Source organism: Pseudomonas sp. D1HM (assembly GCF_019266105.1).
Taxonomy (GTDB): domain Bacteria; phylum Pseudomonadota; class Gammaproteobacteria; order Pseudomonadales; family Pseudomonadaceae; genus Aquipseudomonas; species Aquipseudomonas taetrolens.
In genome coordinates this window covers 102,582-126,486 of record NZ_LRMN01000018.1, presented here as the reverse complement: position 1 = coordinate 126,486, position 23,905 = coordinate 102,582, and the positions used below count along the sequence as shown (strand labels likewise).

Annotated in this window: 18 protein-coding genes; 3 read left to right on the top strand and 15 right to left on the bottom strand. The window is 56.6% G+C overall.

Annotation, left to right across the window (positions count from 1 at the left end):
- Window positions 1-3: 3 nt before the first annotated feature.
- Window positions 4-1,908 (bottom strand): molecular chaperone HtpG, encoded by a 1,905-nt coding sequence (gene htpG / locus AWM69_RS18175; RefSeq protein ID WP_131653164.1) that lies wholly within the window; start codon window positions 1,906-1,908, stop codon window positions 4-6.
- A gap of 370 nt (window positions 1,909-2,278) precedes the next feature.
- Here htpG and AWM69_RS18170 point away from each other — a divergent pair, with 370 nt between their 5' ends.
- Entirely contained in the window at window positions 2,279-2,548 is a 270-nt protein-coding gene (locus tag AWM69_RS18170; protein WP_131653165.1) for a hypothetical protein, read from the top strand.
- 93 nt (window positions 2,549-2,641) lie between these two features.
- Here the strand turns inward: AWM69_RS18170 and AWM69_RS18165 are convergent, their stop codons facing one another.
- The 11 genes from AWM69_RS18165 to sdhC form a co-directional block, all read right to left on the bottom strand.
- On the bottom strand, window positions 2,642-3,379 hold the full coding sequence (locus AWM69_RS18165) for a DUF599 domain-containing protein (protein WP_131653166.1): 738 nt from the start codon (window positions 3,377-3,379) through the stop codon (window positions 2,642-2,644).
- Window positions 3,380-3,521: 142 nt separating this feature from the next.
- The gene (gene brnQ / locus AWM69_RS18160) at window positions 3,522-4,835 is read right to left on the bottom strand and encodes a branched-chain amino acid transport system II carrier protein (RefSeq protein WP_131653168.1); all 1,314 of its coding nucleotides are present in this window, start codon (window positions 4,833-4,835) and stop codon (window positions 3,522-3,524) included.
- Between the two features lie 438 nt (window positions 4,836-5,273).
- Window positions 5,274-6,155 (bottom strand): succinate--CoA ligase subunit alpha, encoded by an 882-nt coding sequence (sucD, locus tag AWM69_RS18155; protein WP_016780174.1) that lies wholly within the window; start codon window positions 6,153-6,155, stop codon window positions 5,274-5,276.
- Entirely contained in the window at window positions 6,155-7,321 is a 1,167-nt protein-coding gene (sucC, locus tag AWM69_RS18150) for an ADP-forming succinate--CoA ligase subunit beta (protein ID WP_131653169.1), read from the bottom strand. The genes sucD and sucC overlap by 1 nt, the downstream gene beginning before the upstream one ends.
- Window positions 7,322-7,547: 226 nt before the next feature.
- On the bottom strand, window positions 7,548-8,984 hold the full coding sequence (gene lpdA, locus AWM69_RS18145; RefSeq protein WP_048382457.1) for a dihydrolipoyl dehydrogenase: 1,437 nt from the start codon (window positions 8,982-8,984) through the stop codon (window positions 7,548-7,550).
- A gap of 168 nt (window positions 8,985-9,152) precedes the next feature.
- Window positions 9,153-10,364, bottom strand: a complete 1,212-nt coding sequence (gene odhB / locus AWM69_RS18140) for a 2-oxoglutarate dehydrogenase complex dihydrolipoyllysine-residue succinyltransferase (protein ID WP_218727831.1) — start codon at window positions 10,362-10,364, stop codon at window positions 9,153-9,155.
- A gap of 40 nt (window positions 10,365-10,404) precedes the next feature.
- Entirely contained in the window at window positions 10,405-13,236 is a 2,832-nt protein-coding gene (locus AWM69_RS18135) for a 2-oxoglutarate dehydrogenase E1 component (protein ID WP_048382455.1), read from the bottom strand.
- Window positions 13,237-13,496: 260 nt separating this feature from the next.
- Window positions 13,497-14,201 (bottom strand): succinate dehydrogenase iron-sulfur subunit, encoded by a 705-nt coding sequence (locus tag AWM69_RS18130; protein WP_131653173.1) that lies wholly within the window; start codon window positions 14,199-14,201, stop codon window positions 13,497-13,499.
- 11 nt (window positions 14,202-14,212) lie between these two features.
- Window positions 14,213-15,991: a succinate dehydrogenase flavoprotein subunit gene (sdhA, locus tag AWM69_RS18125; protein ID WP_048382453.1), complete on the bottom strand. Its 1,779-nt coding sequence runs from the start codon at window positions 15,989-15,991 to the stop codon at window positions 14,213-14,215.
- Between the two features lie 3 nt (window positions 15,992-15,994).
- Window positions 15,995-16,363, bottom strand: coding sequence for a succinate dehydrogenase, hydrophobic membrane anchor protein (sdhD, locus tag AWM69_RS18120; RefSeq protein WP_048382452.1), 369 nt, complete (start codon window positions 16,361-16,363; stop codon window positions 15,995-15,997).
- The gene (gene sdhC, locus AWM69_RS18115) at window positions 16,357-16,731 is read right to left on the bottom strand and encodes a succinate dehydrogenase, cytochrome b556 subunit (RefSeq protein WP_074702887.1); all 375 of its coding nucleotides are present in this window, start codon (window positions 16,729-16,731) and stop codon (window positions 16,357-16,359) included. The genes sdhD and sdhC overlap by 7 nt, the downstream gene beginning before the upstream one ends.
- Window positions 16,732-17,093: 362 nt before the next feature.
- Between sdhC and gltA the strand changes: the two genes are divergently transcribed.
- A complete protein-coding gene (gene gltA, locus AWM69_RS18110) occupies window positions 17,094-18,383 on the top strand; it encodes a citrate synthase (protein ID WP_131653174.1) in 1,290 nt (429 codons plus the stop codon).
- A gap of 596 nt (window positions 18,384-18,979) precedes the next feature.
- On the opposite strand, the gene AWM69_RS18105 is transcribed toward gltA, so the two are convergent.
- The 3 genes from AWM69_RS18105 to AWM69_RS18095 all read right to left on the bottom strand — a co-directional run bounded on the left by AWM69_RS18105 (window position 18,980) and on the right by AWM69_RS18095 (window position 22,026).
- Window positions 18,980-20,638 carry a cation acetate symporter gene (locus AWM69_RS18105; protein WP_218727829.1) on the bottom strand — a complete coding sequence of 553 codons (1,659 nt, stop codon included), beginning with the start codon at window positions 20,636-20,638 and terminating at the stop codon, window positions 18,980-18,982.
- Window positions 20,635-20,946, bottom strand: a complete 312-nt coding sequence (locus AWM69_RS18100) for a DUF485 domain-containing protein (protein WP_131653176.1) — start codon at window positions 20,944-20,946, stop codon at window positions 20,635-20,637. The genes AWM69_RS18105 and AWM69_RS18100 overlap by 4 nt, the downstream gene beginning before the upstream one ends.
- Window positions 20,947-21,168: 222 nt before the next feature.
- A complete protein-coding gene (locus AWM69_RS18095) occupies window positions 21,169-22,026 on the bottom strand; it encodes a glycine betaine ABC transporter substrate-binding protein (RefSeq protein ID WP_218727827.1) in 858 nt (285 codons plus the stop codon).
- Window positions 22,027-22,311: 285 nt separating this feature from the next.
- Here AWM69_RS18095 and AWM69_RS18090 point away from each other — a divergent pair, with 285 nt between their 5' ends.
- A complete protein-coding gene (locus AWM69_RS18090; RefSeq protein ID WP_218727825.1) occupies window positions 22,312-23,871 on the top strand; it encodes a beta (1-6) glucans synthase in 1,560 nt (519 codons plus the stop codon).
- The last annotated feature ends 34 nt before the right edge of the window (window positions 23,872-23,905 follow it).

The following is a 23,905-nucleotide window of genomic DNA, read 5'->3' as shown; positions in this document are numbered from 1 at the left end:
TTGTTACACCGACAACTCAACCAACAGCTTATTCAGACGACGGACATACGCCGCCGGGTCCTTCAAGCTGTCACCGGCTGCAAGGGCAGCCTGATCGAAGAGGATGTGCGACAGATCGCCAAAACGCTCTTCGCTCTGCTCCGCATCGAGTTTTTCAATCAGCGGGTGGGCCGGATTGAATTCAAAGATCGGCTTCGAATCCGGTACTTTCTGGCCGCTGGCCTCAAGAATCTGACGCATTTGCATGCCCAGGTCCTGCTCACCAATCGCCAGAATGGCTGGCGAGTCGGTCAAACGGTGCGATACCCGCACTTCGCTGACGCTTTCGCCCAGTGCCGTTTTGATACGCTCAACCAGACCTTCTTTAGCCTTGGCGACTTCTTCTGCGGCTTTTTTGTCCTCTTCGGAGTCCAGGTTGCCCAGGTCGAGGTCACCGCGTGCCACGTCGACAAATGTCTTGCCGTCGAAATCGCTGAGGTAGCTCATGAGCCACTCGTCGATGCGATCGGTGAGCAGCAGCACTTCAATGCCTTTCTTGCGGAAGACTTCGAGATGCGGGCTGTTTTTCACCTGGGCGTAGGTTTCGCCGGTCAGGTAGTAAATCTTGTCCTGGCCTTCTTTCGCACGCTCAAGGTACTGAGCCAGGGAAACCACTTGCTCGCCACCGTCTTCGTGAGTGGACGCAAAACGCAGCAGGCCGGCAATTTTTTCCTTGTTGGCGAAGTCTTCAGCCGGGCCTTCTTTCATGACCTGGCCAAAGTTCTTCCAGAAGCCCTGGTATTTCTCAGGCTCGTTCTTCGCCAGTTTCTCCAGCATGTCGAGGACACGCTTGGTCAGCGCCGACTTCATCGAGTCGATGATCGGGTCTTTTTGCAGGATTTCACGCGACACGTTCAACGACAGGTCGTTGGAGTCGATCACACCCTTGATGAAGCGCAGGTACAACGGCAGGAACGATTCGGCCTGATCCATGACGAAAACACGCTGCACGTACAGCTTCAAACCTTTGGGTGCTTCACGCTGGTACAGGTCGAACGGCGCACGGGCCGGTACGTAGAGCAGCGAGCTGTATTCCAGCTTGCCTTCAACCTTGTTGTGGCTCCAGGCCAGCGGGTTCTCGAAGTCGTGGGCGATGTGCTTGTAGAACTCCTGGTATTCCTCGTCCTTCACTTCAGTGCGCGGACGGGTCCACAGGGCACTGGCGCGGTTGACGGTTTCCCATTCCAGCGCGGGCGCCTCTTCGCCTTCGGCCACGGTCTGCTCTTTAGGCAGCTCGATCGGCAAGGCAATGTGGTCGGAGTACTTTTTGATGATGTTGCGCAGGCGCCAGCCGTCAGCGAACTCTTCGTCGCCCGACTTCAGGTGCAGAACAATTTTGGTACCGCGCTCGGCTTTCTCGACGGTGGCGACTTCAAACTCGCCCTCACCCTTGGAAGACCAATGCACGCCTTCACTTGCAGGGGTGCCCGCACGGCGGCTGAACACGTCAACCTTGTCGGCCACGATAAAGGCGGAATAGAAGCCCACCCCGAATTGACCGATCAGGTGCGAATCCTTTTTCTGGTCGCCCGACAGGTTTTTCATGAAATCGGCCGTACCGGACTTGGCAATTGTCCCCAGGTGGGTGACGACGTCATCGCGGTTCATGCCGATACCGTTGTCTTCAAGCGTGACGGTATTGGCGGCCTTGTCAAAGCTCACACGAATTTTCAGCTCGCTGCCGCCTTCAAGCAATTCTGGCCTTGATAGCGCTTCAAAACGTAATTTGTCGACAGCGTCAGAGGCGTTAGAGATCAATTCGCGAAGGAAGATTTCCTTGTTGGAGTACAGCGAATGGATCATGAGGTGCAGCAGTTGCTTGACCTCGGTCTGGAAGCCCAGGGTTTCCTTTTGAGTTTCCACGCTCATTGTTATCAAACTCCGATCAGATGGCATGAGCCACGCCCTAGAGGGTTAGCGGCGGGATGTCATCAAAGTTGGGGCCCGCGCTTCAAATTTCAAGGCCCAGCGGATCTACGTCACAGCTTTCTCTTTAACCCGGGCCTTCGCGCAAGATCACACTGCCGTTTGCAGAAAAATTAAACTATGCTGAGTACGCCCTCAGCACTGAGCGTTTCCGTTATTAAGCGAAGCGTCTGTCCGGGGTCGTGACGTGAATTTTGTGTTCGGTGCTGATTCGCCGATGAGGCGCCGTTTATATATCTGCACGCCTATGGAACTTAAACTGCCAGCCTGTGCTCAAACGGCCAGTAGATATATCAATAAGGAGATACACCCCATGCGTAATACTTTCGCTGTTGCCTTGATGTTGGCTGCTTCCCTCGGTCTCGCTGCTTGCGACAAAAAATCCGAAGATAAAGCCCAGGACGCTGCTCAACACGCTGAGCAAGCTCAAGAAAAGATGTCTGAAGCACAAGACAAAGTAAACGACGCTGCCAAAGAGAACGCTGAAGCGGCTAAAGCCCAGGCAGAATCGAACGAAGCAGCGGTTGAAGAAGCAGCACCGGCTACCCCTGCTGCACCTGCGGCCACTCCAGAAAGCAAGTAACAGGCTTTTTGAGTCGCAAAATAAAGCCCGCCTTGCGCGGGCTTTATTGTGTCCGGGGTTTAACGGTTCACCCGCAACAGGTGAACTTTTTGATTAAGGTGCTTCCCGGGACGGATCAGGCAATGGCACATCTGTCGGGGTAAAGACCATCACCTTCAATACATCGGAATGAAACTCGCGGCGGTACAACACGACGACGACCCCGGCACTCATCAACATGAATAACCAGGGGCTCACAAACCAGGCAAGCATGGTCATGCCGAAGTAATAAGAGCGCAGCCCGAAGTTGAACTGGTTGGCCGCCATTGAAATGACTTTGGCCGCCCTTAATGCAAATGCCTTGCGTTCCTGCTCCGTCACATCACGCTCACCAATCATCGGGGCAGAACCGATCAGAATCGCCGCAAAGTTGTATTGGCGCATACACCAACTAAACGTGAAAAACGCGTAGACAAAGACCATCGCGAGGCACAACAACTTGATTTCCGACATGCCCTGCGATGCTTGCTGCACCATGGGAATGTCCGCCAGCAACGACACTGCGCGCTCGGAAGCACCGAGCACGGTCAATATCCCTGCCAGGATAATCAGGGTACTTGAGGCAAAGAACGATGCATTGCGCTCCAGGTTGCCGATCACACTGGCATCGGCAATGCGGTTGTCGCGCAGCAGCATCCGGCGCATCCAGTCTTTGCGATACAGGTGCAGCACACTGGCCAGGCAAGCGGTATCGCGGCCTTTCCAGGTCGCATAGCGGGTATAGCCGCCCCAGCATATGACGAACCACAGGGCCGCCAGAAGGTGGATCAAGTTAGCGTGGATGAATGACATGGGTTTTCCCGAAGCCTGAAAGGTACGAACCCATCTTCGACGCTTTAACGGGCAAAAAGACACGCCCATAAAAAAAGCCCTGTATCTAATTGATACAGGGCTTTTCGAGTGACTCAAGGCGCGCTTTTGGCGCGCCGAATCATTACGCCAGTGCTTCCTGGCGTTTGCCCAGCAAACGGTCGCAGGCCACCGCACCGAGCAAGGTGATGAGCGAAGGCACCAGCCATGCCAGACCTTGCTCACTGAACGGCATGTTCGCCAGCACGGCAGGAATCGAATCGCCAAAGCCCGCGCCTTTCAGCGCATCGATCGAACCGAAGATGAACGACACCAGCATCACCGGGCCGACAATCCGGGCCTGTGCATGCCACAGACCTTTGCAGAAGCTCAAGGCCACCAGCACGATGCAGGGCGGATAGATTGCCGTCAGCAGCGGAATGGAGAACGCAATCAACTTGGTCAAGCCGAGGTTCGACACCACCAGCGAGAACACTGCCAGAATCACCACCAGAGTCTTGTAGGACAGTGGCAACACCTTGCTGAAGTACTCCGCACAAGCGCAGGTCAGACCTACCGCGGTCACCAGGCAAGCCAGGGCAATCAACACGGCCAGGAAGCCGCTGCCCAGCGAACCGAAGGTGTGCTGAACATACGCGTGCAATACCGCAGCGCCATTGGTAGCACCGGCGGCGACTTCATGGCTGCCCGAACCCAGACGGAACAGACTGAGGTAAACCAGCGCCAGACCCACGCCGGCGATCAGACCGGCAATGATCGCGTAGCGCGTGATCAGTTTCGGCGATTCGACGCCACGGGAGCGAATGGCGTTAACAATCACAATCCCGAACACCAGCGCGCCCAGGGTATCCATGGTCAGGTAACCATTGATAAAGCCCTGTGAGAACGGTGCAGCTGCATATTCCGGGGTCGCAACACCGATATCACCGGCAGGCAAGGCGAGCGCGGCAATACCCAGAATCGCCAGGGCGATGATTTTCAACGGTGCCAGGAAGCGACCGACTGTATCCAGCAAGCGGCCCGGGTACAGCGATACGAAGAACACGATCAAAAAATACACGGAGCTGTACAAAAACAGCGCCAGCGGGCTTTCGCCAGTCAGCGGGGCCAAACCGACTTCAAACGAAACGGTAGCGGTACGCGGGGTGGCGAACAACGGGCCGACAGCCAGGTAGCACACGGCGGCCAGAATGCCACCCGCCAATTTGCCGATCGGGCTGCTCAGTGCGTCCATGCCGCCGCCGACCTTGGCCAGCGCAATAACGGTGATGACCGGCAGACCAACAGCGGTGACCAGAAAACCCAATGCGGCCATCCAGACATGAGGTCCGGACTGCAGGCCAACGATTGGCGGGAAAATGATGTTGCCAGCCCCAACGAACAGGGCAAAGGTCATAAACCCAAGCGCCAGGATGTCCTGGCCTTTCAATACTTTCATTACGGAAATACCACACTACTGAATCGGAATTTAGAGGGGAATTTCCCGTGCGGATGTGGGAAATGCTGTCGACCTGAATAAGGCCAACCCGTCTAGCGCGTGGCTTCCTTATGGGATGCACACGCAGAAATGCAGAATGCCGGCAAGATTACCGATTTTTTTCCTACAACGCACTGTTACAGGGCAGCCTGTCCGATGAACGCACGTAGTTGTCGCCTGAATGACATCGAAAAATGGTTTGCTGTGGTTTTCCTACAGCGAAGTACATGGAACGTGTAGGAACAGGCGGGTACGCGATTCAGGCAATGTGTTTTACCTGACGCCATGCTCTCCCCTGTCGAGAGCCAGCGCGCTGTTGCAGATTACGATTGCCCAGAATGCACAAAGGCCACCCGAAGGTGGCCTTTGCCTGGTGTAACAATCAGTTAAGCGCGTGGCTTATTTGATTGCCCAGCCGGTCAGCTCGGACAGAGCCTTGCCGATGTCTGCCAGCGAACGCACGGTTTTAACGCCTGCGTCTTCCAGAGCAGCAAACTTCTCGTCTGCAGTGCCCTTGCCGCCAGAGATGATTGCGCCAGCATGGCCCATGCGCTTGCCAGCAGGGGCAGTCACACCAGCGATGTAGGAAACAACCGGCTTGGTCACGTTTGCCTTGATGTAGGCAGCCGCTTCTTCTTCAGCCGAACCGCCGATCTCACCGATCATTACGATCGCTTCGGTCTTCGGGTCTTCCTGGAACAACTTCAGGATGTCGATGAAGTTGGAGCCCGGGATCGGGTCACCACCGATACCAACGCAAGTCGATTGACCGAAACCGGCGTCAGTCGTTTGCTTCACAGCTTCGTAAGTCAGGGTGCCGGAACGCGACACGATGCCTACTTTGCCTGGCAAGTGAATGTGACCTGGCATGATGCCGATCTTGCATTCGCCTGGCGTGATAACGCCTGGGCAGTTAGGGCCGATCAGGGTAACACCCAGCTCGTCGCACTTAACTTTAGCGTCCAGCATGTCCAGGGTAGGAATGCCTTCAGTGATGCAAACGATCAGCTTGATGCCGCCGAACGCTGCTTCAAGGATGGAGTCCTTGCAGAAAGGAGCTGGAACGTAGATGACGCTGGCGGTTGCGCCAGTGGCAGCTACGGCTTCTTTCACGGTGTTGAAAACAGGCAGGTCCAGGTGAGTGGTGCCGCCTTTGCCCGGAGTAACGCCACCTACCATCTTGGTGCCGTATTCGATGGCTTGCTGGGTGTGGAAGCTACCCTGCGAACCGGTGATGCCCTGGCAGATAACTTTGGTGTCTTTATTGATCAGGACGCTCATTACTTGCCCTCCGCAGCTTTAACAACTTGTTGAGCAGCGTCGGTCAAGCTGGTAGCAGCGATGATGTTCAAGCCGCTTTCTGCCAGTACTTTAGCGCCCAGTTCAGCGTTGTTGCCTTCAAGACGAACAACCACCGGGATTTTCACGCCGACTTCTTTCACTGCACCGATGATGCCTTCGGCAATCATGTCGCAACGAACGATGCCGCCGAAGATGTTGACCAATACTGCAGCGACATTGCTGTCGGACAGGATGATCTTGAACGCTTCAGTTACGCGTTCTTTAGTTGCACCGCCGCCCACGTCAAGGAAGTTGGCTGGCTTGCCGCCATGCAGGTTGACGATGTCCATGGTACCCATGGCCAGGCCAGCACCGTTGACCATGCAACCGATGTTGCCTTCCAGCGCTACGTAGTTCAGTTCGAACTTGGCAGCGTGCGCTTCGCGCGGATCGTCTTGCGACGGATCGTGGAAAGTTTTCAGCTTTGGCTGACGGTACATGGCGTTTGCGTCGATGTTGATTTTCGCATCGAGGCAGTGCAGATCGCCGTCAGTCTTGATAACCAGCGGGTTAACTTCCAGCAGGGCCAGATCGTGGTCCTGGAACAGTTTGGCCAGACCAACGAAGATCTTGGCGAACTGGGAAACCTGCTTGCCTTCCAGACCCAACTGGAATGCCAGCTCGCGACCCTGGAATGGCTGTGCGCCAACCAGTGGATCGATAGTGGCTTTCAGAATTTTTTCTGGAGTGTCGTGAGCGATTTTCTCGATGTCCACGCCACCTTCGGTGGAAGCCATGAACACGATGCGACGGCTCGAACGGTCAACGACAGCGCCCAGGTACAGCTCTTTAGCGATATCAGTGCACGACTCAACCAGGATCTTGGTGACCGGCTGACCATTGGCGTCAGTCTGGTAAGTCACCAGACGCTTGCCCAACCACTGTTGTGCGAATGCTTTAGCGTCTTCTTTGCTGCGAACCAGCTTAACGCCGCCCGCTTTACCACGACCACCTGCGTGAACCTGGGCTTTTACAACCCACTCGGTTCCGCCGATTTTATCGCAAGCTTCTGCGGCCGCTTCCGGGGTATCTACTGCATAACCCTTGGATACTGGCAGGCCGTACTCAGCGAACAGCTGCTTACCCTGATACTCGTGAAGATTCATGCTTTTTACCGTCTTCGTTAGGTACTGCGCATTCGGCGCTGCACTTTAATTAGTGCCGCACCACCTGTGACTGCTGCTTGTGCTGCTTCGACAAACCCGGCACCCGCTAGTGCGGGGCCCGGCCTGACTGAAACAAGACAAGACTGCGTCCGGCGGAAGTTCCGCGGTGAGGCTTGCAAGCAAGGCTCACGACGGGCAAACCGCCGTGGTTTCTTATTGTCTGGTCTTAACGTTTCTTACGGTTGGCAATGTGGATGGCGCCGCCATTCACTGCCAGCGCTGCTTCATGCAACGCTTCGGACAGGGTTGGATGGGAGAAAACCATCATGCCCAGATCCTCGGCACTGGTGCCGAATTCCATACCGATTGCGCCCTGCTGTACCAGCTCTGCTGCGCTCGGGCCGATCACGTGGACGCCCAGAACGCGGTCAGATTTAGCATCAGCAATGACTTTTACAAAGCCACCGGTGTCGTTTGCTGCCATGGCACGGCCACTGGCTGCGAACGGGAAGGTGCCGACGTTAACTTCAACGCCTTCAGCTTTCAAGGCCTGTTCGGTTTTCCCGACCCACGCGATCTCCGGGTGAGTGTAAATAACCGATGGAATCAGGTCGTAGTTCATCTCGGTCTTGTGACCTTTGATGCGCTCGACAACCATGATGCCTTCTTCCGACGCCTTGTGCGCCAGCATCATGCCGCGAACCACGTCACCGATGGCGAATACGCCCGGTACGCTGGTGGCGCAATGATCGTCAACAAACACGAAACCGCGCTCGTCGATGGTCACGCCGCTGTCGGCTGCCAGCAGTTCAGTGGTCACTGGACGACGGCCAACCGCTACGATCAGCTTGTCGAAGGTGATGGTCTGTTCGCCGTTGGAATCGGTGTAGGTCACAACGACTTCTTCGCCGTTCACCTTGGAACCGGTCACACGAGCGCCCAGCTTGATGTCCAGACCCTGTTTGGTCAGGGTCTTGTAGGCTTCCTTGGATACGGCAGCGTCAGCAGCCATCAGGAACGTGTCCAGAGCTTCCAGAACCGTTACTTCAGCACCCAGACGGGACCATACCGAACCCAGTTCCAGACCGATTACGCCAGCGCCGATAACGCCCAGACGCTTGGGTACGGACTGGAATTCCAGAGCGCCGGTAGAGTCAACGATCACATTGTTGTCTACTGGAGCCGGTGGAATGTCGATCGGGCGCGAACCCGAAGCCAGAATCACGTTCTCGGCTTCGATGATTTCAACGCTGCCGTCCGGCTTGGTCAGTTCAACTTTCTTGCCGGCCAGCAGTTTGCCGTGGCCTTGCAGGGAAGTCACACCGTTAGCCTTGAACAGCGTAGCAACGCCGGAAGTCAGGCCTTTAACGATGTTGGCCTTACGGCCGACCATGGCGGCCACGTCCATTTTCACGTCACCAGTGGTGATACCGTGGATGGCAAATGCATCCTTGGCTTCGTGATATTTCCAGGAGCTGTCCAGCAGCGCCTTGGAAGGAATGCAACCGACGTTCAGGCAAGTACCGCCCAATGCCAGTTTGCCTTCCTTGTCAGTGTACTTTTCGATGCATGCAGTCGTGAGACCCAGTTGTGCAGCCTTGATGGCAGCAACGTAGCCGCCAGGGCCAGCGCCAATCACTACGACGTCAAATTTCTGTGACATGAAAAAGAGTCCTCTTTTAGCTACCAGCTTCAAGCTGTAAGCCACAAGCCAAACCGCAATTGTTTGCAGCTTCACACTTGCGGCTCATAGCTGTTTCCTATTATGCGGACCCCAGGGCCGGACTGCCGTTAGCGGCAACCCGACCCTCGAAGTACACAGCTGCTTCTATCAGATATCAAGCAGCAGACGAGCTGGGTCTTCCAGCAGGTTTTTGATTGCTACCAAGAAACTTACAGCTTCTTTGCCGTCGATCAAGCGGTGATCGTAGGACAGAGCCAGGTACATCATCGGACGAATAACAACTTGCCCGTTGATCGCCATCGGGCGTTGCAGAATGTTGTGCATGCCCAGGATAGCTGCTTGCGGCGGGTTGACGATCGGGGTCGACATCATCGAACCGAAAGTACCACCGTTGGTGATCGTGAACGTACCACCGGTCATTTCGTCGATCGACAGTTTGCCGTCACGGGCTTTCTTGCCGTAGGCAGCGATGCCGCCTTCGATTTCAGCCAGGCTCATCAGTTCGGCGTTACGCAGAACCGGAACAACCAGGCCGCGGTCGCTGGATACGGCAACGCCGATGTCAGCATAACCGTGGTAAACGATGTCGGAACCGTCGATCGAAGCGTTGACCGCCGGGAAGCGTTTCAGCGCTTCAGTAGCAGCTTTCACGAAGAAGGACATGAAGCCCAGGCGTACGCCGTTGTGGGACTTCTCGAACAGGTCCTTGTACTTCGAACGCAGCGCCATGATTTCGGTCATGTCGACTTCGTTGAACGTGGTCAGCATCGCCATGTTCGACTGAGCTTCTACCAGGCGCTTGGCCACGGTAGCGCGAACGCGAGTCATTGGAACGCGCTTCTCAACGCGGTCGCCTGCAGCCATTACCGGTGCAGCCGGTGCAGCAGGAGCCTTGGCCGGTGCAGCAGCCGGAGCGGCTTTCTTGGCGGCAACAGCTGCTACCACGTCTTCCTTGGTCACGCGACCGCCTTTGCCAGTACCGGCAACGGAAGCGATGTTGATACCGTTCTCTTCAGCGATCTTGCGTGCAGCAGGCGCTGCTACAGGATCGTCTTCGCCATCGGCAGCTGGAGCAGCGGCTTGTGCAGCCGGTGCAGCAGCGGCTGGAGCGGCAGCAGCGCCGCCTTCAACGATGGAGCCCAGGACTTCGTCGGACAGAACGGTGTCGCCTTCGTTCTTGACGATTGCGCCCAGTACGCCGTCGGCAGTTGCCAGTACTTCCAGTACAACCTTGTCGGTTTCGATGTCGACAATCAGGTCGTCACGCTTTACAGCGTCGCCTGGTTGCTTGTGCCAGGTGGCAACGGTGCCATCGGCAACCGATTCCGGAAAAGTAGGGGCTTTGATCTCGATAGCCATGTTCGTGGTTCCTTAAATTCGGTTTCAGTGCGCGAAGGCGTTAAACAGTAAACGCGTCTTGCAACAGTTTTGCCTGTTGCTCAGCGTGCATCGATGCATAACCACAAGCAGGAGCAGCAGAAGCGTCACGGCCGGCGTACTCAAGTACGAGCGACTTGTTGTGACCGCTGATGATGCGGCGCATGTGATGCTGGCTGCAGTACCAGGCACCCTGGTTCATCGGCTCTTCCTGACACCAAACGATATGTTTGAGGTTTTTGTACGGAGCCAGGACTTCAATCAAGTCGTCCTCAGGGAACGGGTACAGCTGCTCAAGACGCACGATGGCGATGTCATCACGACCTTCGGCACGGCGTTTTTCCAACAGGTCGTAGTAGACCTTGCCGCTACACAGCACGATGCGTTCGACTTTCGCCGGATCCTGCGCATCGATTTCCGGAATAACGGTCTGGAACGAACCTTCGGCCAGATCTTCCAGGGTCGAGACTGCCAGTTTGTGACGCAACAACGACTTCGGTGTCAGGACGATCAGCGGCTTGCGCAGCGGACGGATGACCTGACGGCGCAGCAGGTGATAGATTTGCGCTGGAGTGGTTGGTACGCACACCTGAATGTTGTGCTCGGCACACAATTGCAGGTAACGCTCAAGACGTGCAGAGGAGTGCTCCGGGCCCTGACCTTCATAACCGTGTGGCAGCAACATGGTCAGACCGCACAGACGGCCCCACTTGTGCTCGCCGCTGGTGATGAACTGGTCAATCACGACCTGGGCGCCGTTGGCGAAGTCGCCGAACTGGGCTTCCCAGATAACCAGGGCATTCGGCGTGGTGGTCGAATAACCGTATTCGAACGCCAATACCGCTTCTTCCGACAGCAGCGAGTCGTACAGGTCAAAGCGAGGCTGACCTTCGTACAGGTGCTTGAGCGGAATGTAGGTGCCAGCATCTTTCTGGTTGTGCAACACAGCGTGACGGTGCGAGAACGTACCGCGGCCGATGTCCTGACCGGTCATGCGGATCGGGTGACCTTCGAACGCCAGGGTCGCGTATGCCATGGTTTCGGCATAACCCCAGTTGATCGGCAGGCCGCCGGCTTGCATTTTCTGACGGTCTTCGTAGATCTTCGACACCTGACGCTGAACCACGAAGCCTTCTGGAATTTCCAGCAGCTTGGCCGACAGTTCTTGCAGGGTTTTCAGATCAAAACGGGTGTCGTGACGCGCAGTCCAGGCGTGGCCCAGGTATGGACGCCAGTCAACGAACAGCTCTTTGTTCGGCTCTTTGACCAGACTTTTCACAACATGCAGGCCGTTGTCCAGCGCGTTGCGGTATTCGTCGATCTTGGCCTGAACGCGTTCTGCGTCAACCACGTTTTCTTGCGTCAGACGTTCGGCATACAGCTCACGGGTAGTGCGCTGCTTGGCGATTTGCTGATACATCAACGGCTGCGTACCGTTTGGCTCGTCGGCCTCGTTGTGACCGCGACGGCGGTAGCAGAAAAGGTCGATCACGACATCACGCTTGAACTGCATGCGGTAGTCGATTGCCAGCTGGGTCACGAACAACACGGCTTCCGGATCATCACCATTCACATGGAGGATCGGTGCCTGAATCATTTTCGCAACGTCAGTGCAGTACTCGGTGGAACGCGAGTCTTCAGGGTTGCTGATGGTGAAGCCAACCTGGTTGTTGATTACCAGGTGAACCGTACCGCCCGTCTTGAAGCCGCGAGTCTGCGACATCTGGAAGGTTTCCATGACCACGCCCTGACCTGCGAATGCAGCGTCACCGTGGATGGAAATCGGCAGAACCTTGTCGCCCGCCGCGTCGTTACGACGGTCCTGACGAGCGCGGACCGAACCTTCAACCACTGGAGAAACGATTTCCAGGTGGGAAGGGTTGAACGCCATTGCCAGGTGAACTTCGCCACCGGAGGTCATGACGTTGGAGGAGAAGCCCTGGTGATACTTGACGTCACCCGAACCCAGCTCGATTTTTTTCTTGCCTTCGAACTCGTCGAACAGGTCGCGCGGGTTTTTGCCGAAGGTGTTCACCAGGACGTTCAGACGGCCACGGTGGGCCATGCCGATAACGACTTCCTTGGTGCCGTAGTTGCCCGAACGCTGGATCAGCTCGTCCAGCAAAGGAATCAGGCTTTCGCCGCCTTCCAGGCCGAAACGCTTGGTGCCCGGGTACTTGGTGCCCAGGTACTTTTCCAGGCCTTCTGCAGCAGTCACACGCTCAAGCAAATGACCTTTGACTTCAGCCGAGTAGGTCGGGCGGCCACGTACGCTTTCGAGGCGCTGTTCAAACCAGTGGCGCTGCTCGGAATCGACGATGTGCGTGAACTCTGCGCCAATGGTGCGGCAATATGTCTGCTGCAACGCTTCGAGAATTTCGCGTAGGCTCGCTTCCTCTTTGCCGATGTACAGGTCGCCGGCACGGAAGGTCGTATCAAGATCGGCATTGGTCAAGCCGTAATGATTGATCGACAGGTCTGCAGGTGCAGGACGCTGCCACAGCCCCAGCGGATCAAGCTGGGCTGCCTGGTGGCCGCGCATCCGATAGGCCTGGATCAATCGCAGCACTTCAACCTGCTTCTTCTCGTGCTCACTGCTCACGCTCCCGGCAGAAACCGGTTGGGCGCGGCGCTGGTTCTTTGCCAGCAGCACGAAATGATCGCGGATTGTGGAGTGCGAAACATCGATGGCAGAGTTGCCGTCATTCGGCAACGTCTGAAAGTAGGTGCGCCACTCTTCTGGCACAGCGTTAGGGTCGTGCAGGTAGAGCTCATAGAGCTCTTCCACATAGGCAGCGTTACCACCTGAAAGATAGCCGCTGTTCCACATGCGCTGCATCACGCTTTCTTGCATGCTTGGTCACCCTCGGTTAGGGGACACCATCGGCGAAAACACCAGAGCATGCTTGAAAAAGTCCGAATACAGCGACTAAAACAAGCCACTTAGGATCACGCTGATAGTCCGGGTACCAGCCCGGATGCCCCTGCTGGTCTCATTTCTTCAAAATAAGAGCCGCAGCTTCATGAGCTGTTGCTCAGGTTAAAACCACGGCGCCGGTTGAAGCCTGCGCCGCAGTATCTACGGTTACAGCGATGCTGCGGTACAGCCGTGTATCAAATGCCGCTTTGCAGCAGCATGCTACGCACGTGACCGATGGCCTTAGTCGGGTTCAGGCCCTTCGGACACACGTTGACGCAGTTCATGATCCCGCGGCAGCGGAATACGCTGAACGGGTCATCCAGTGAAGCCAGACGCTCTGTGGTCCTGGTGTCACGGCTGTCAGCCAGGAAACGATAGGCTTGCAGCAGTGCAGCAGGGCCCAGGAACTTGTCCGGGTTCCACCAGAAGGACGGGCACGAGGTCGAGCAGCAAGCGCACAGGATGCACTCGTACAGACCGTCGAGCTTTTCACGCTCTTCTGGCGATTGCAGACGCTCAATGGCCGGAGCCGGAGTATCGTTCTGCAGGAACGGCTTAACTTTTTCGTATTGCTTGTAGAAGATGCTCATATCGACGACCAGGTCACGGATAACCGGCAAACCTGGCAGAGGACGAACGATCAGCTTGTTGCCTTTAACGACAGCGGACAGCGGCGTTACGCACGCCAGACCGTTTTTGCCGTTGATGTTCATGCCGTCGGAGCCGCAAACGCCCTCACGGCAAGAGCGACGATAGGAGAAGCCCTCGTCCTGCTCTTTGATCAAGGCCAGCACGTCCAGCACCATCAGGTCTTTACCGTGGGTATTGACCTCGAACTCTTGCATGAACGGCGCGGCGTCCTGATCCGGGTTGTAGCGATAAACACTGACTTTCAACATATCGGCCACCCTTAGTAAGTACGAACCATAGGTTCGAAGGTCGGAACGGTTTTCGGCGAGAAGTTCACCGAACGCTTGGCTACGCGCTTCTCACCCGGGAAGTACAGGGTGTGGCACAGCCAGTTAACGTCGTCACGATCTTCGAAGTCTTCACGGGCGTGAGCACCGCGCGATTCTTTACGGACTTCAGCAGCGATTGCAGTTGCTTCAGCCACTTCGAGCAGGTTTTGCAGCTCAAGGGCTTCGATACGGGCCGTGTTGAATGCCTGGCTCTTATCGTTGATCTTCACGTTGGCAATGCGCTTGCGCAGGTCTGCGAGCTGGGCAATACCCTTCTGCATGTATTCGCCAGTACGGAATACACCGAAGTAGTTCTGCATGCAGCTTTGCAGTTCTTTACGCAGGGTTGCGACGTCTTCGCCGTCGGTACGCGAGTTCAGGCCATCCAGACGCGCCAGGGCGGCGTCGATGTCGGACTGGCGAGGACGGGCGTAATCAACGCCTTCTTTCAGGGTCTGCTCAAGGAACAGGCCGGCAGCACGACCGAACACCACCAGGTCGAGCAACGAGTTGCCGCCCAGACGGTTGGCACCGTGTACCGATACGCACGCCACTTCACCCACTGCGAACAGGCCAGGGATGATCTGGTCAACGCCTTCGGCGTCCTGAGTGATCGCCTGACCATGAATGTTGGTGGCAACGCCGCCCATCATATAGTGGCAAGTTGGAACCACTGGAACTGGAGCCAGTACCGGGTCTACGTGAGCGAAAGTCTTGGACAGTTCGCAAATACCTGGCAGACGGCTGTGCAGAACTTCTTCACCGAGGTGATCGAGTTTCAGCATTACGTGGTCGCCATCCGGACCGCAACCGTTGCCCGCGATGATTTCCTTCACCATCGAGCGAGCTACAACGTCACGACCTGCAAGGTCTTTGGCGTTCGGAGCATAACGCTCCATGAAACGCTCACCGTGCTTGTTGATCAGGTATCCACCTTCACCACGGCAACCTTCAGTAACCAGTACACCGGCACCGGCAATACCGGTCGGGTGGAACTGCCACATTTCGATGTCCTGTACTGGCACGCCTGCACGCAGGGCCATGCCGATACCGTCACCGGTGTTGATCAGGGCATTGGTGGTCGACGAGTAGATGCGACCCGCACCGCCTGTCGCCAATACGGTCGCGTTAGCGCGAACGTAAGAGGTCTCACCAGTTTCGATACAAATAACGATCATGCCTACAAAGGCGCCGTCTTCGTTCTTAACCAGATCGACACCGTAGTATTCGTTCAGGAATACAGTGCCAGCCTTCAGGTTGGCCTGGTACAGGGTGTGCAACAGCGCGTGACCGGTACGGTCGGCAGCTGCGCAGGTACGGGCAGCCTGGCCACCTTTACCGAAGTCTTTCGACTGACCACCGAAAGGACGCTGGTAGATACGGCCCTGCTCGGTACGGGAGAACGGCAGGCCCATGTGCTCAAGTTCGAACACGGCTTCCGGACCAACGGAACACATGTACTCGATAGCGTCCTGGTCACCGATGTAGTCGGAACCCTTGACGGTATCGTACATGTGCCAGCGCCAGTCATCGTTCGGATCTGCAGAGGCGATTGCGCAGGTGATGCCACCCTGAGCCGATACCGTGTGCGAACGAGTCGGGAAAACCTTGGTGATTACAGCGGTCTTGTGACCGCCCTGGGCCAGCTGCAAGGCAGCGCGCATGCCGGCACCGCCGCCGCCAATGATAATGGCGTCGAACGAAAGTGTATTAACTGTGTTAGTAGCCATGAATCAGATACCCCAAAGAATCTGCACACCCCAGACGAAGTAAGCGAACATTGCAACGCCGCAGACTGCCTGGAAGAGGAAACGTACCGCTGTTGCGGACTTGCCCAGCGCCATTGGCGTCAGGTAGTCAGTCGCGATGGTCCACATGCCGACCCAGGCGTGAGCGCCCAGAGCAACGAGGGCCAACAGGCTGAAAATACGCATCCAGTTGCTTGCGAACAGCTCATGCCATTGGGCATAGCCCAGGCCCGGGTTCGCAACGAGGTACCCGATCAGGAAAATGAAATAAGCCGCTAGAACAACCGCAGACACACGCTGTGCCATCCAGTCATAGAGGCCCGAACGCGACAGGTTCGTAACGCTGGTTACCATATCCAAACTCCCGCCAGAACGATCATCACCACGGAAATGACGATCACGATTTTCGAGCCCAGCTTGCCGCCTTCCAGCGTCTCACCGATGCCCATGTCCATGATCAAGTGGCGAATACCGGCCACAAGGTGGTACAGCAAGGCAGATAGCAGGCCCCACGCAACGAATTTGGCCAGCGGACTGGTCAAGCATGCCTTCACCTCGGCATAACCTTCTTCGGAACCCAGGGATTTGCTCAATGCATAAAGCATGATGCCCAGGCCGAGGAAAAGAATAATGCCCGATACACGGTGCAGAAATGACGTAACGCCGGTAATGGGGAGTTTGATGGTCCTTAGGTCTAGGTTTACAGGTCGTTGGCTATTCACGGCTTTTTCACACTGAAGAGCCCCTAACAATCAGGGCAAAGTTGTTGGGATGTGCACTGGTCAGGTACCCACCATCCAGGGAGTGACGACCCCCATCTAAACGGGCCCAAAAGCCCCTGGCGGTCGGCTGCCGAGTATAGACAGTTAGGTCGCTAATGACAACGCAATCACCTGCCTCTAATAGCTCATTGCGCTCTTGCGATAAAAGGCGTAAACGGCTGGGATATTCGCGGAAAAAGACTGCCCAAAGCCTTGTACAGCAAGACTTTAGGCAAATTGACATTCAAATTTATCTCACTATAGTGGTGCGGGCCCTGCGTGGGGGGTCTGTCTGATGATTTCAAGCATAAATAGGAGGCCACATGGCTGACAAAAAAGCGCAGTTGATCATCGAGGGCGCAGCCCCCGTCGAGCTGCCCATTTTAACTGGCACCGTGGGTCCCGATGTAATCGATGTGCGAGGCCTTACGGCCACGGGCCGGTTTACATTTGACCCTGGCTTCATGTCGACTGCATCTTGCGAGTCGAAGATCACCTATATTGATGGTGACAACGGTATCCTGCTGCACCGTGGCTACCCGATCGAACAGCTGGCCGAACACTCTGACTACCTTGAAACCGCTTACCTGCTGCTGAACGGCGAACTGCCGACCGCAGAGCAGAAGGCTCAATTTGTCAGCACCGTCAAGAACCACACCATGGTTCACGAGCAGTTGAAGACTTTCTTCAACGGCTTCCGTCGTGATGCCCACCCGATGGCAGTCATGTGCGGTGTAGTCGGCGCCCTCTCGGCCTTCTACCACGACTCCCTGGACATCAATAACCCGCAGCATCGCGAAATTTCCGCGATCCGCCTGGTTGCCAAGATGCCAACACTGGCGGCGATGGTTTACAAGTACTCCATGGGTCAACCCATGATGTACCCGCGTAACGACCTGACCTACGCCGAAAACTTCCTGCACATGATGTTCAACACACCGTGCGAGATCAAACCGATCAGCCCGGTACTGGCCAAGGCCATGGATAAGATCTTTATCCTGCACGCCGACCACGAACAGAATGCTTCGACATCGACCGTACGCCTGGCGGGCTCTTCGGGTGCCAACCCGTTCGCCTGTATTGCTGCCGGTATCGCTGCACTGTGGGGCCCTGCCCACGGCGGCGCCAACGAAGCCGTGCTGACCATGCTCGACGAAATTGGCGATGTTTCGAACATCGACACGTTCATCGCCAAGGCCAAGGACAAGAATGATCCATTCAAGCTGATGGGCTTCGGTCACCGCGTTTACAAAAACCGTGACCCGCGCGCAACAGTGATGAAGAAGACCTGCGACGAAGTGCTTAAAGAGCTGGGCATCAAGAACGATCCGCAACTCGAACTGGCCATGCGCCTGGAAGAGATCGCCCTGACCGACCCGTACTTCATCGAGCGCTCGCTGTACCCGAACGTCGACTTCTACTCGGGGATCATCCTCAAAGCGATCGGCATTCCGACCAGCATGTTCACTGTGATCTTCGCCCTGGCCCGCACCGTCGGCTGGATCTCCCACTGGAAAGAAATGCTCTCCAGCCCGTACAAGATTGGCCGTCCACGCCAGCTGTACACGGGTTACGAGTCGCGCGACCTGATCAAGCTGGAAGACCGCAAGTAAGCCTTTATCCCGCGATAACTGCCTGATTGCATCGAATACGGCCTCTATTTATATAGAGGCCGTATTTTTTTGCGCCCGGAATCCCTCCATCGCAGCCTTCGGCAGCGGCTACAGAAGCACGCAAGTCCGCCAGAGAACCTTCGTAGCCGCTGCCGCAGGCTGCGATAAGGGCCGAAGGACCTTCAAGAGCAGGGTCGCTGCGTAACCCGCCTCAGCCTTCGGCTGCGGCTACAGAAGCACGCAAGCCCGCCAGAGAACCCTGGTAGCCGCTGCCGCAGGCTGCGATAAGGGCCGAAGGACCTTCGAGAGCAGGGTCGCTGCGTAACCCGCCTCAGCCTTCGGCAGCGGCGACAGAAGCACGCGAGTCCGCCAGAGAACCCTGGTAGCCGCTGCCGCAGGCTGCGATAAGGGCCGAAGGACCTTCGAGAGCAGGGTCCTGCGTAACCCGCCTCAGCCTTCGGCAGCGGCGACAGGAGCATTCCGGACTGTCACATCCGCTCGACCGCGGCTACAAAAGGTCTTTGTGACCGCACAAACAAAAATACCCCTGCCTTTCGACAGGGGTATTTCATGAGTGCTTGCAGCGTTTGAGCGTTTTAGTGAGACACCGCCCCGCTCGCCCCCAGCCCAGTCTGTGAACGCACAAACTGCGGGAAGAACAGCGCACGTTCTTTCTCGGCCGACTTGGATTTGTCGGTAATCGAGAAGAACCAGATACCCACGAACGCGATGATCATCGAGAACAACGCCGGGTACTCATAAGGGAAGATGGCTTTTTCATGATGCAGAATCTGCACCCAGATGGTCGGGCCCAGGATCATCAAGCCAACCGCACTTATCAGCCCCAGCCAGCCACCAATCATTGCTCCGCGAGTGGTCAGATTTTTCCAGTACATGGAAAGCAGCAGGACCGGGAAGTTGCAGCTCGCGGCAATGGAGAACGCCAGGCCCACCATGAACGCAATGTTCTGGCTTTCGAACAGGATGCCCAGGCCAATGGCCAGAACGCCCAGGATCACCGTGGTGATTTTCGAAACGCGAATCTCTTCCTTGTCGTTGGCTTTGCCTTTTTTGATCACGCTGGCATACAGGTCGTGAGACACCGCCGACGCACCGGCCAGGGTCAGACCCGCAACCACCGCCAGGATCGTGGCGAAGGCCACTGCCGAAATAAAGCCCAGGAAGATACTGCCACCGACCGCATCCGCCAGGTGCACGGCTGCCATGTTGTTGCCACCCAGCAAGGCACCCGCAGCGTCCTTGAATGCAGGATTGGTGCTGACCAGCAAGATCGCGCCGAAACCGATGATGAAGGTCAGGATGTAGAAGTAACCAATGAAGCCCGTTGCGTAGAGCACACTTTTACGGGCTTCTTTGGCATCGCTCACCGTGAAGAAGCGCATCAGGATGTGCGGCAGGCCCGCAGTACCGAACATCAACGCCAGCCCCAGAGAGAACGCCGAAATCGGGTCTTTCACCAGGCCGCCCGGGCTCATGATGGCTTCGCCTTTAGGGTGAACCTTGACGGCTTCGGCAAACAGCGAGTTGAAATCGAAGTTGACGTGCTTCATCACCATGACGGCCATGAACGTCGCACCGGACAACAGCAGCACCGCCTTGATGATCTGTACCCATGTAGTCGCCAGCATGCCGCCGAACAATACATACAGGCACATCAGGATACCCACCAGGATCACCGCAACGTGATAGTCCAGCCCGAACAGCAGTTGTATCAGCTTGCCAGCACCCACCATTTGCGCGATCAGATAAAACGCGACCACCACCAGAGAGCCGCAGGCCGACAACGAACGGATCTGGGTTTGACCCAAACGGTACGAGGCCACGTCAGCAAAGGTGTACTTGCCCAGGTTACGCAGACGCTCTGCGATCAGGAACAGGATGATTGGCCAACCGACCAGGAAGCCGATCGAATAGATCAGGCCGTCATAGCCAGAGGTGTAAACCAGCGCGGAAATCCCCAGGAAAGACGCCGCAGACATGTAGTCGCCGGCAATCGCCAGACCGTTCTGGAAGCCGGTGATCTTGCCGCCCGCAGCGTAGTAGTCCGCTGCCGACTTGTTACGCTTGGAAGCCCAGTAGGTGATGCACAGGGTTGCGCCGACAAACAGCACGAACATGATGATTGCCGAGACGTTGAGTGGCTGCTTTTGCACCTCTCCGGTCAGCGCTTCCGCCGCCCAGACACCCGGGGCAAAGGCAGCAACGCCCAGTGTTGCCAGTAGACGCCGGCTCATTTCCCTGCCTCCTTGAGAATTGCATTGTTCAGGTCGTCGAACTCACCATTGGCGCGGCGCACATAGATGCCGGTCAAGATGAAGGCTGAAACGATCAGCCCGACACCGATGGGGATACCCCAGGTAATCGTCGAATCGGGGCTGACTCTTGCCCCCATGATGTGTGACCCGTAAGCAATCAAAAGGATAAAGGCGGCATATAGCCCAAGCATGATCGCCGAGAGAATCCAGGCGAAGCGCTCCCTTTTTTTAACCAGCTCCTTGAAACGCGGGCTGTTTTGAATCGAGAGGTAAATGCTGTCGTTCATTATTTTTGTCCTCGCAGCACAGATAAGATGGAACGTTTTCACTATTGGGGCGCTTCAAAATCTAAGCCAGACGACTTTAGTAGTAGAACCTGAAATCTGGCGTAGCCCCCGGTTTCTCTAGGCTGCAAGGAAAATGACCACAAGCGCAAAAGCCAAAAAAAGCAAAACCGTTTGGCGTAAACACCAAACGGTCTTGAGTACTGCGGGCTAGACGCTTCGCCGTTATTTAGCCGTCCACTCGGCTACACGCTGAGGATGTTTGGCCACCCACTCTTTGGCAGCCGCTTCAGGTTTTGCACCCTCTTGAATGGCCAGCATCACCTCACCAATTTCGTCTTTTGAATTCCAGGAAAACTTCTGCAGGAAGTTCGCCACTTCAGGCGCCTTGGCCTCAAGTCCCTTGCTGCCGATGCTATTGACAGTTTCTGCTGCGCCATACACCCCTTTTGGATCATCCAGGAAGCGCAGTTTCCATTTGGCGAACATCCAGTGCGGCACCCACCCGGTCACGGCAATAGGATCTTTCTTGGCGTAAGCACGGCCCAACTCCGAAGTCATGGCAGCCCCCGAACTGGCTTGCAGCTTATAGCCCGTGAGGTCGTAATCCTTGATTGCCTCATCGGTCTTCAGCATGACGCCCGAGCCCGCGTCGATCCCGACAATTTTTTTCTTGAAGCCATCGTCGGTTTTCAAATCCGCAATGGACGTGGCTTTCACGTACTCCGGCACAATGAGACCGATCCGGGCATCTTTGAAGTTCGGACCGTAATCGACCACCTTGTCTTTATTCTTGGTCCAATACTCGCCGTGGGTAACAGGCAGCCAGGCGGAGAGCATGGCATCCAGCTTACCCGTGGCAACGCCTTGCCACATGATCCCGGTCGCCACCGGCATCAGCTTTACGTCATAGCCGAGCTTCTGCTTGATGACTTCAGCTGCGACATGAGTGGTCGCCACACTGTCGGACCAACCGTCAACGTACCCAATGCTCAAGGTGGGCTTATCCTGTGCGCTTGCCTGGCCGGCACTTATTGCCAGCACTACGGCAGCCCCCACGCCCAATAGTCGTCGCATTCTCATTATTGATTCCCCACAGTGCAGGGCCCGACGAGTGCCGGACCGCATAAGGATCGTTTTCAGGGCACAATGTGCGCCCAAGCCGAACCCTCCCCTTGATCATCAACCTCACCCGTCGCCCGTCCTTTGCTGACGACGACATCAAGGCACCCGCCAGCGACATTCAGCAAAGGCGAAAGCCCGCAGTGGCCTACTCTGCCCAAACTTTGCATGTCAAAATCATACGAAGGCGCTGAGCGCTTCTAATTACAGGTAAGATGCGCGGCTTTGTTCCCATACGGCCCGACCATGTCCGCGACTGCCCGCTTCCCCGTCCTGCCTTATCTGTTTGCCTGTCTACTGGGCGCATTTGCCGTTTCCGGTTTCTGGTACGGGCTGGGTCAACCGGTAACACTGCCCGACGCCGCCACCCCGACGCACAAACTGCAGTGCGCGTCCTACACGCCGTTCGATAAGGATCAGTCCCCCTTCGACCAGCCTTTCGTACCTCGCGTTGAGCGCATGGACGCAGACCTGGCGCTGCTCGCTACGCGCTTCGAGTGTATTCGCACCTATTCACAAACGGGCCTCGAAGCCCTGCCGGAACTGGCCCGCAAGCATGGTTTGAAAATCATGAGCGGTGCCTGGGTAAGCCCCAACCCGGTAGACACGGCCAAGGAAGTCGAGGCCTTGATTGCCTCCGCCAATGCCAATCCGGACGTCATCAGCGCGGTCATCGTGGGCAACGAAACCCTGCTGCGTAAAGAAGTTACCCCTGCCCGGCTGGTCATGCTGATCAACCAGGTTAAAAGTCAGGTCAAGCAACCCGTGACTTATGCCGATGTCTGGGAGTTCTGGCTGCAACATCCGGAAATTGCCCCGGCAGTCGACTTCCTGACCATCCACCTGCTGCCTTACTGGGAGGATGACCCTGCCGGTATCGATCAGGCCGTTAATCATGTCGCCCAGATCCGCCAGGTATTCGGTAATAAATTCGCCCCTAAAGACATTCTCATCGGCGAGACCGGCTGGCCGAGCGAAGGCCGTCAACGTGAAACGGCCCTGCCGAGCCGGGTCAATGAGGCCAGGTTCATTCGCGGCTTTGTCACTCAAGCCGAGCAAAATGGCTGGAAGTACAACTTGATCGAGGCCTTCGATCAGCCCTGGAAACGCGGCAGCGAAGGTGCAGTGGGCGGTTACTGGGGACTGTTCGATGCCGATCGCCAGGACAAGGGCATCCTGGCCGGCCCCGTGTCCAACCTGCCGCACTGGCCGATCTGGCTGGGACTCGGTGGCGCATTGTTTATCGCCACTCTGGTATTGGGCGGACGGGTTCGTCATACCCGCGCCGCCTTGCTGCTCCCGGCCTTGGGGGCTGTCGCCGGGTGCAGCATCGTGGCATGGGCCGAACTGGCCTCGGTGACCAGCCGTTTTGTCGGAGAATGGATATGGGCCGGCCTGCTGGTTGCCCTGAACCTGATCGTGCTGGCCCATGCAGCATTGGCGCTTGGCGACAGGAGCGGATGGCGCGGACGCTGGTTCAATGCCTTCGAGCGTCGTGCTGGATGGTGGCTGGCCGCTGCGGGCTTTGCGGGTGCCGTGATGATGCTCGGGCTGGTGGTCGAGCCGCGCTATCGCAGCTTCCCGAGTGCCGCTCTGCTATTGCCGGCGCTGGTTTACTTGTTGCGCCCGGTCAAAGACGGACCTCGCCGGGAATTCGGCCTGCTGGCGTTCATCGTGGGTGCCGGGATTCCATTGCAGCTGTATCGCGAAGGTCTGAACAATCAACAGGCCTGGGTCTGGGCACTGGTCAGCGCGTTGATGGTGCTGGCGCTATGGCGCAGCTTGCGCACGAAGACCGCTCAATAATCAACGCCTTCACAGCCTGCCGGCTTTTGCAGCA

What these genes read in the sequence shown, in the direction of transcription:
- lpdA (WP_048382457.1), bottom strand. Translation starts at nt 8,984, where the DNA reads ATGTCACAGAAATTTGACGTCGTAGTGATTGGCGCTGGCCCTGGCGGC.
- sucD (WP_016780174.1), bottom strand. Translation starts at nt 6,155, where the DNA reads ATGAGCGTCCTGATCAATAAAGACACCAAAGTTATCTGCCAGGGCATC.
- AWM69_RS18105 (WP_218727829.1), bottom strand. Translation starts at nt 20,638, where the DNA reads ATGAGCCGGCGTCTACTGGCAACACTGGGCGTTGCTGCCTTTGCCCCG.
- sucC (WP_131653169.1), bottom strand. Translation starts at nt 7,321, where the DNA reads ATGAATCTTCACGAGTATCAGGGTAAGCAGCTGTTCGCTGAGTACGGC.
- AWM69_RS18130 (WP_131653173.1), bottom strand. Translation starts at nt 14,201, where the DNA reads ATGTTGAAAGTCAGTGTTTATCGCTACAACCCGGATCAGGACGCCGCG.
- AWM69_RS18135 (WP_048382455.1), bottom strand. Translation starts at nt 13,236, where the DNA reads ATGCAAGAAAGCGTGATGCAGCGCATGTGGAACAGCGGCTATCTTTCA.
- sdhA (WP_048382453.1), bottom strand. Translation starts at nt 15,991, where the DNA reads ATGGCTACTAACACAGTTAATACACTTTCGTTCGACGCCATTATCATT.
- gltA (WP_131653174.1), top strand. Translation starts at nt 17,094, where the DNA reads ATGGCTGACAAAAAAGCGCAGTTGATCATCGAGGGCGCAGCCCCCGTC.
- odhB (WP_218727831.1), bottom strand. Translation starts at nt 10,364, where the DNA reads ATGGCTATCGAGATCAAAGCCCCTACTTTTCCGGAATCGGTTGCCGAT.
- AWM69_RS18165 (WP_131653166.1), bottom strand. Translation starts at nt 3,379, where the DNA reads ATGTCATTCATCCACGCTAACTTGATCCACCTTCTGGCGGCCCTGTGG.
- AWM69_RS18090 (WP_218727825.1), top strand. Translation starts at nt 22,312, where the DNA reads ATGTCCGCGACTGCCCGCTTCCCCGTCCTGCCTTATCTGTTTGCCTGT.
- AWM69_RS18170 (WP_131653165.1), top strand. Translation starts at nt 2,279, where the DNA reads ATGCGTAATACTTTCGCTGTTGCCTTGATGTTGGCTGCTTCCCTCGGT.
- AWM69_RS18100 (WP_131653176.1), bottom strand. Translation starts at nt 20,946, where the DNA reads ATGAACGACAGCATTTACCTCTCGATTCAAAACAGCCCGCGTTTCAAG.
- htpG (WP_131653164.1), bottom strand. Translation starts at nt 1,908, where the DNA reads ATGAGCGTGGAAACTCAAAAGGAAACCCTGGGCTTCCAGACCGAGGTC.
- sdhD (WP_048382452.1), bottom strand. Translation starts at nt 16,363, where the DNA reads ATGGTAACCAGCGTTACGAACCTGTCGCGTTCGGGCCTCTATGACTGG.
- AWM69_RS18095 (WP_218727827.1), bottom strand. Translation starts at nt 22,026, where the DNA reads ATGAGAATGCGACGACTATTGGGCGTGGGGGCTGCCGTAGTGCTGGCA.
- brnQ (WP_131653168.1), bottom strand. Translation starts at nt 4,835, where the DNA reads ATGAAAGTATTGAAAGGCCAGGACATCCTGGCGCTTGGGTTTATGACC.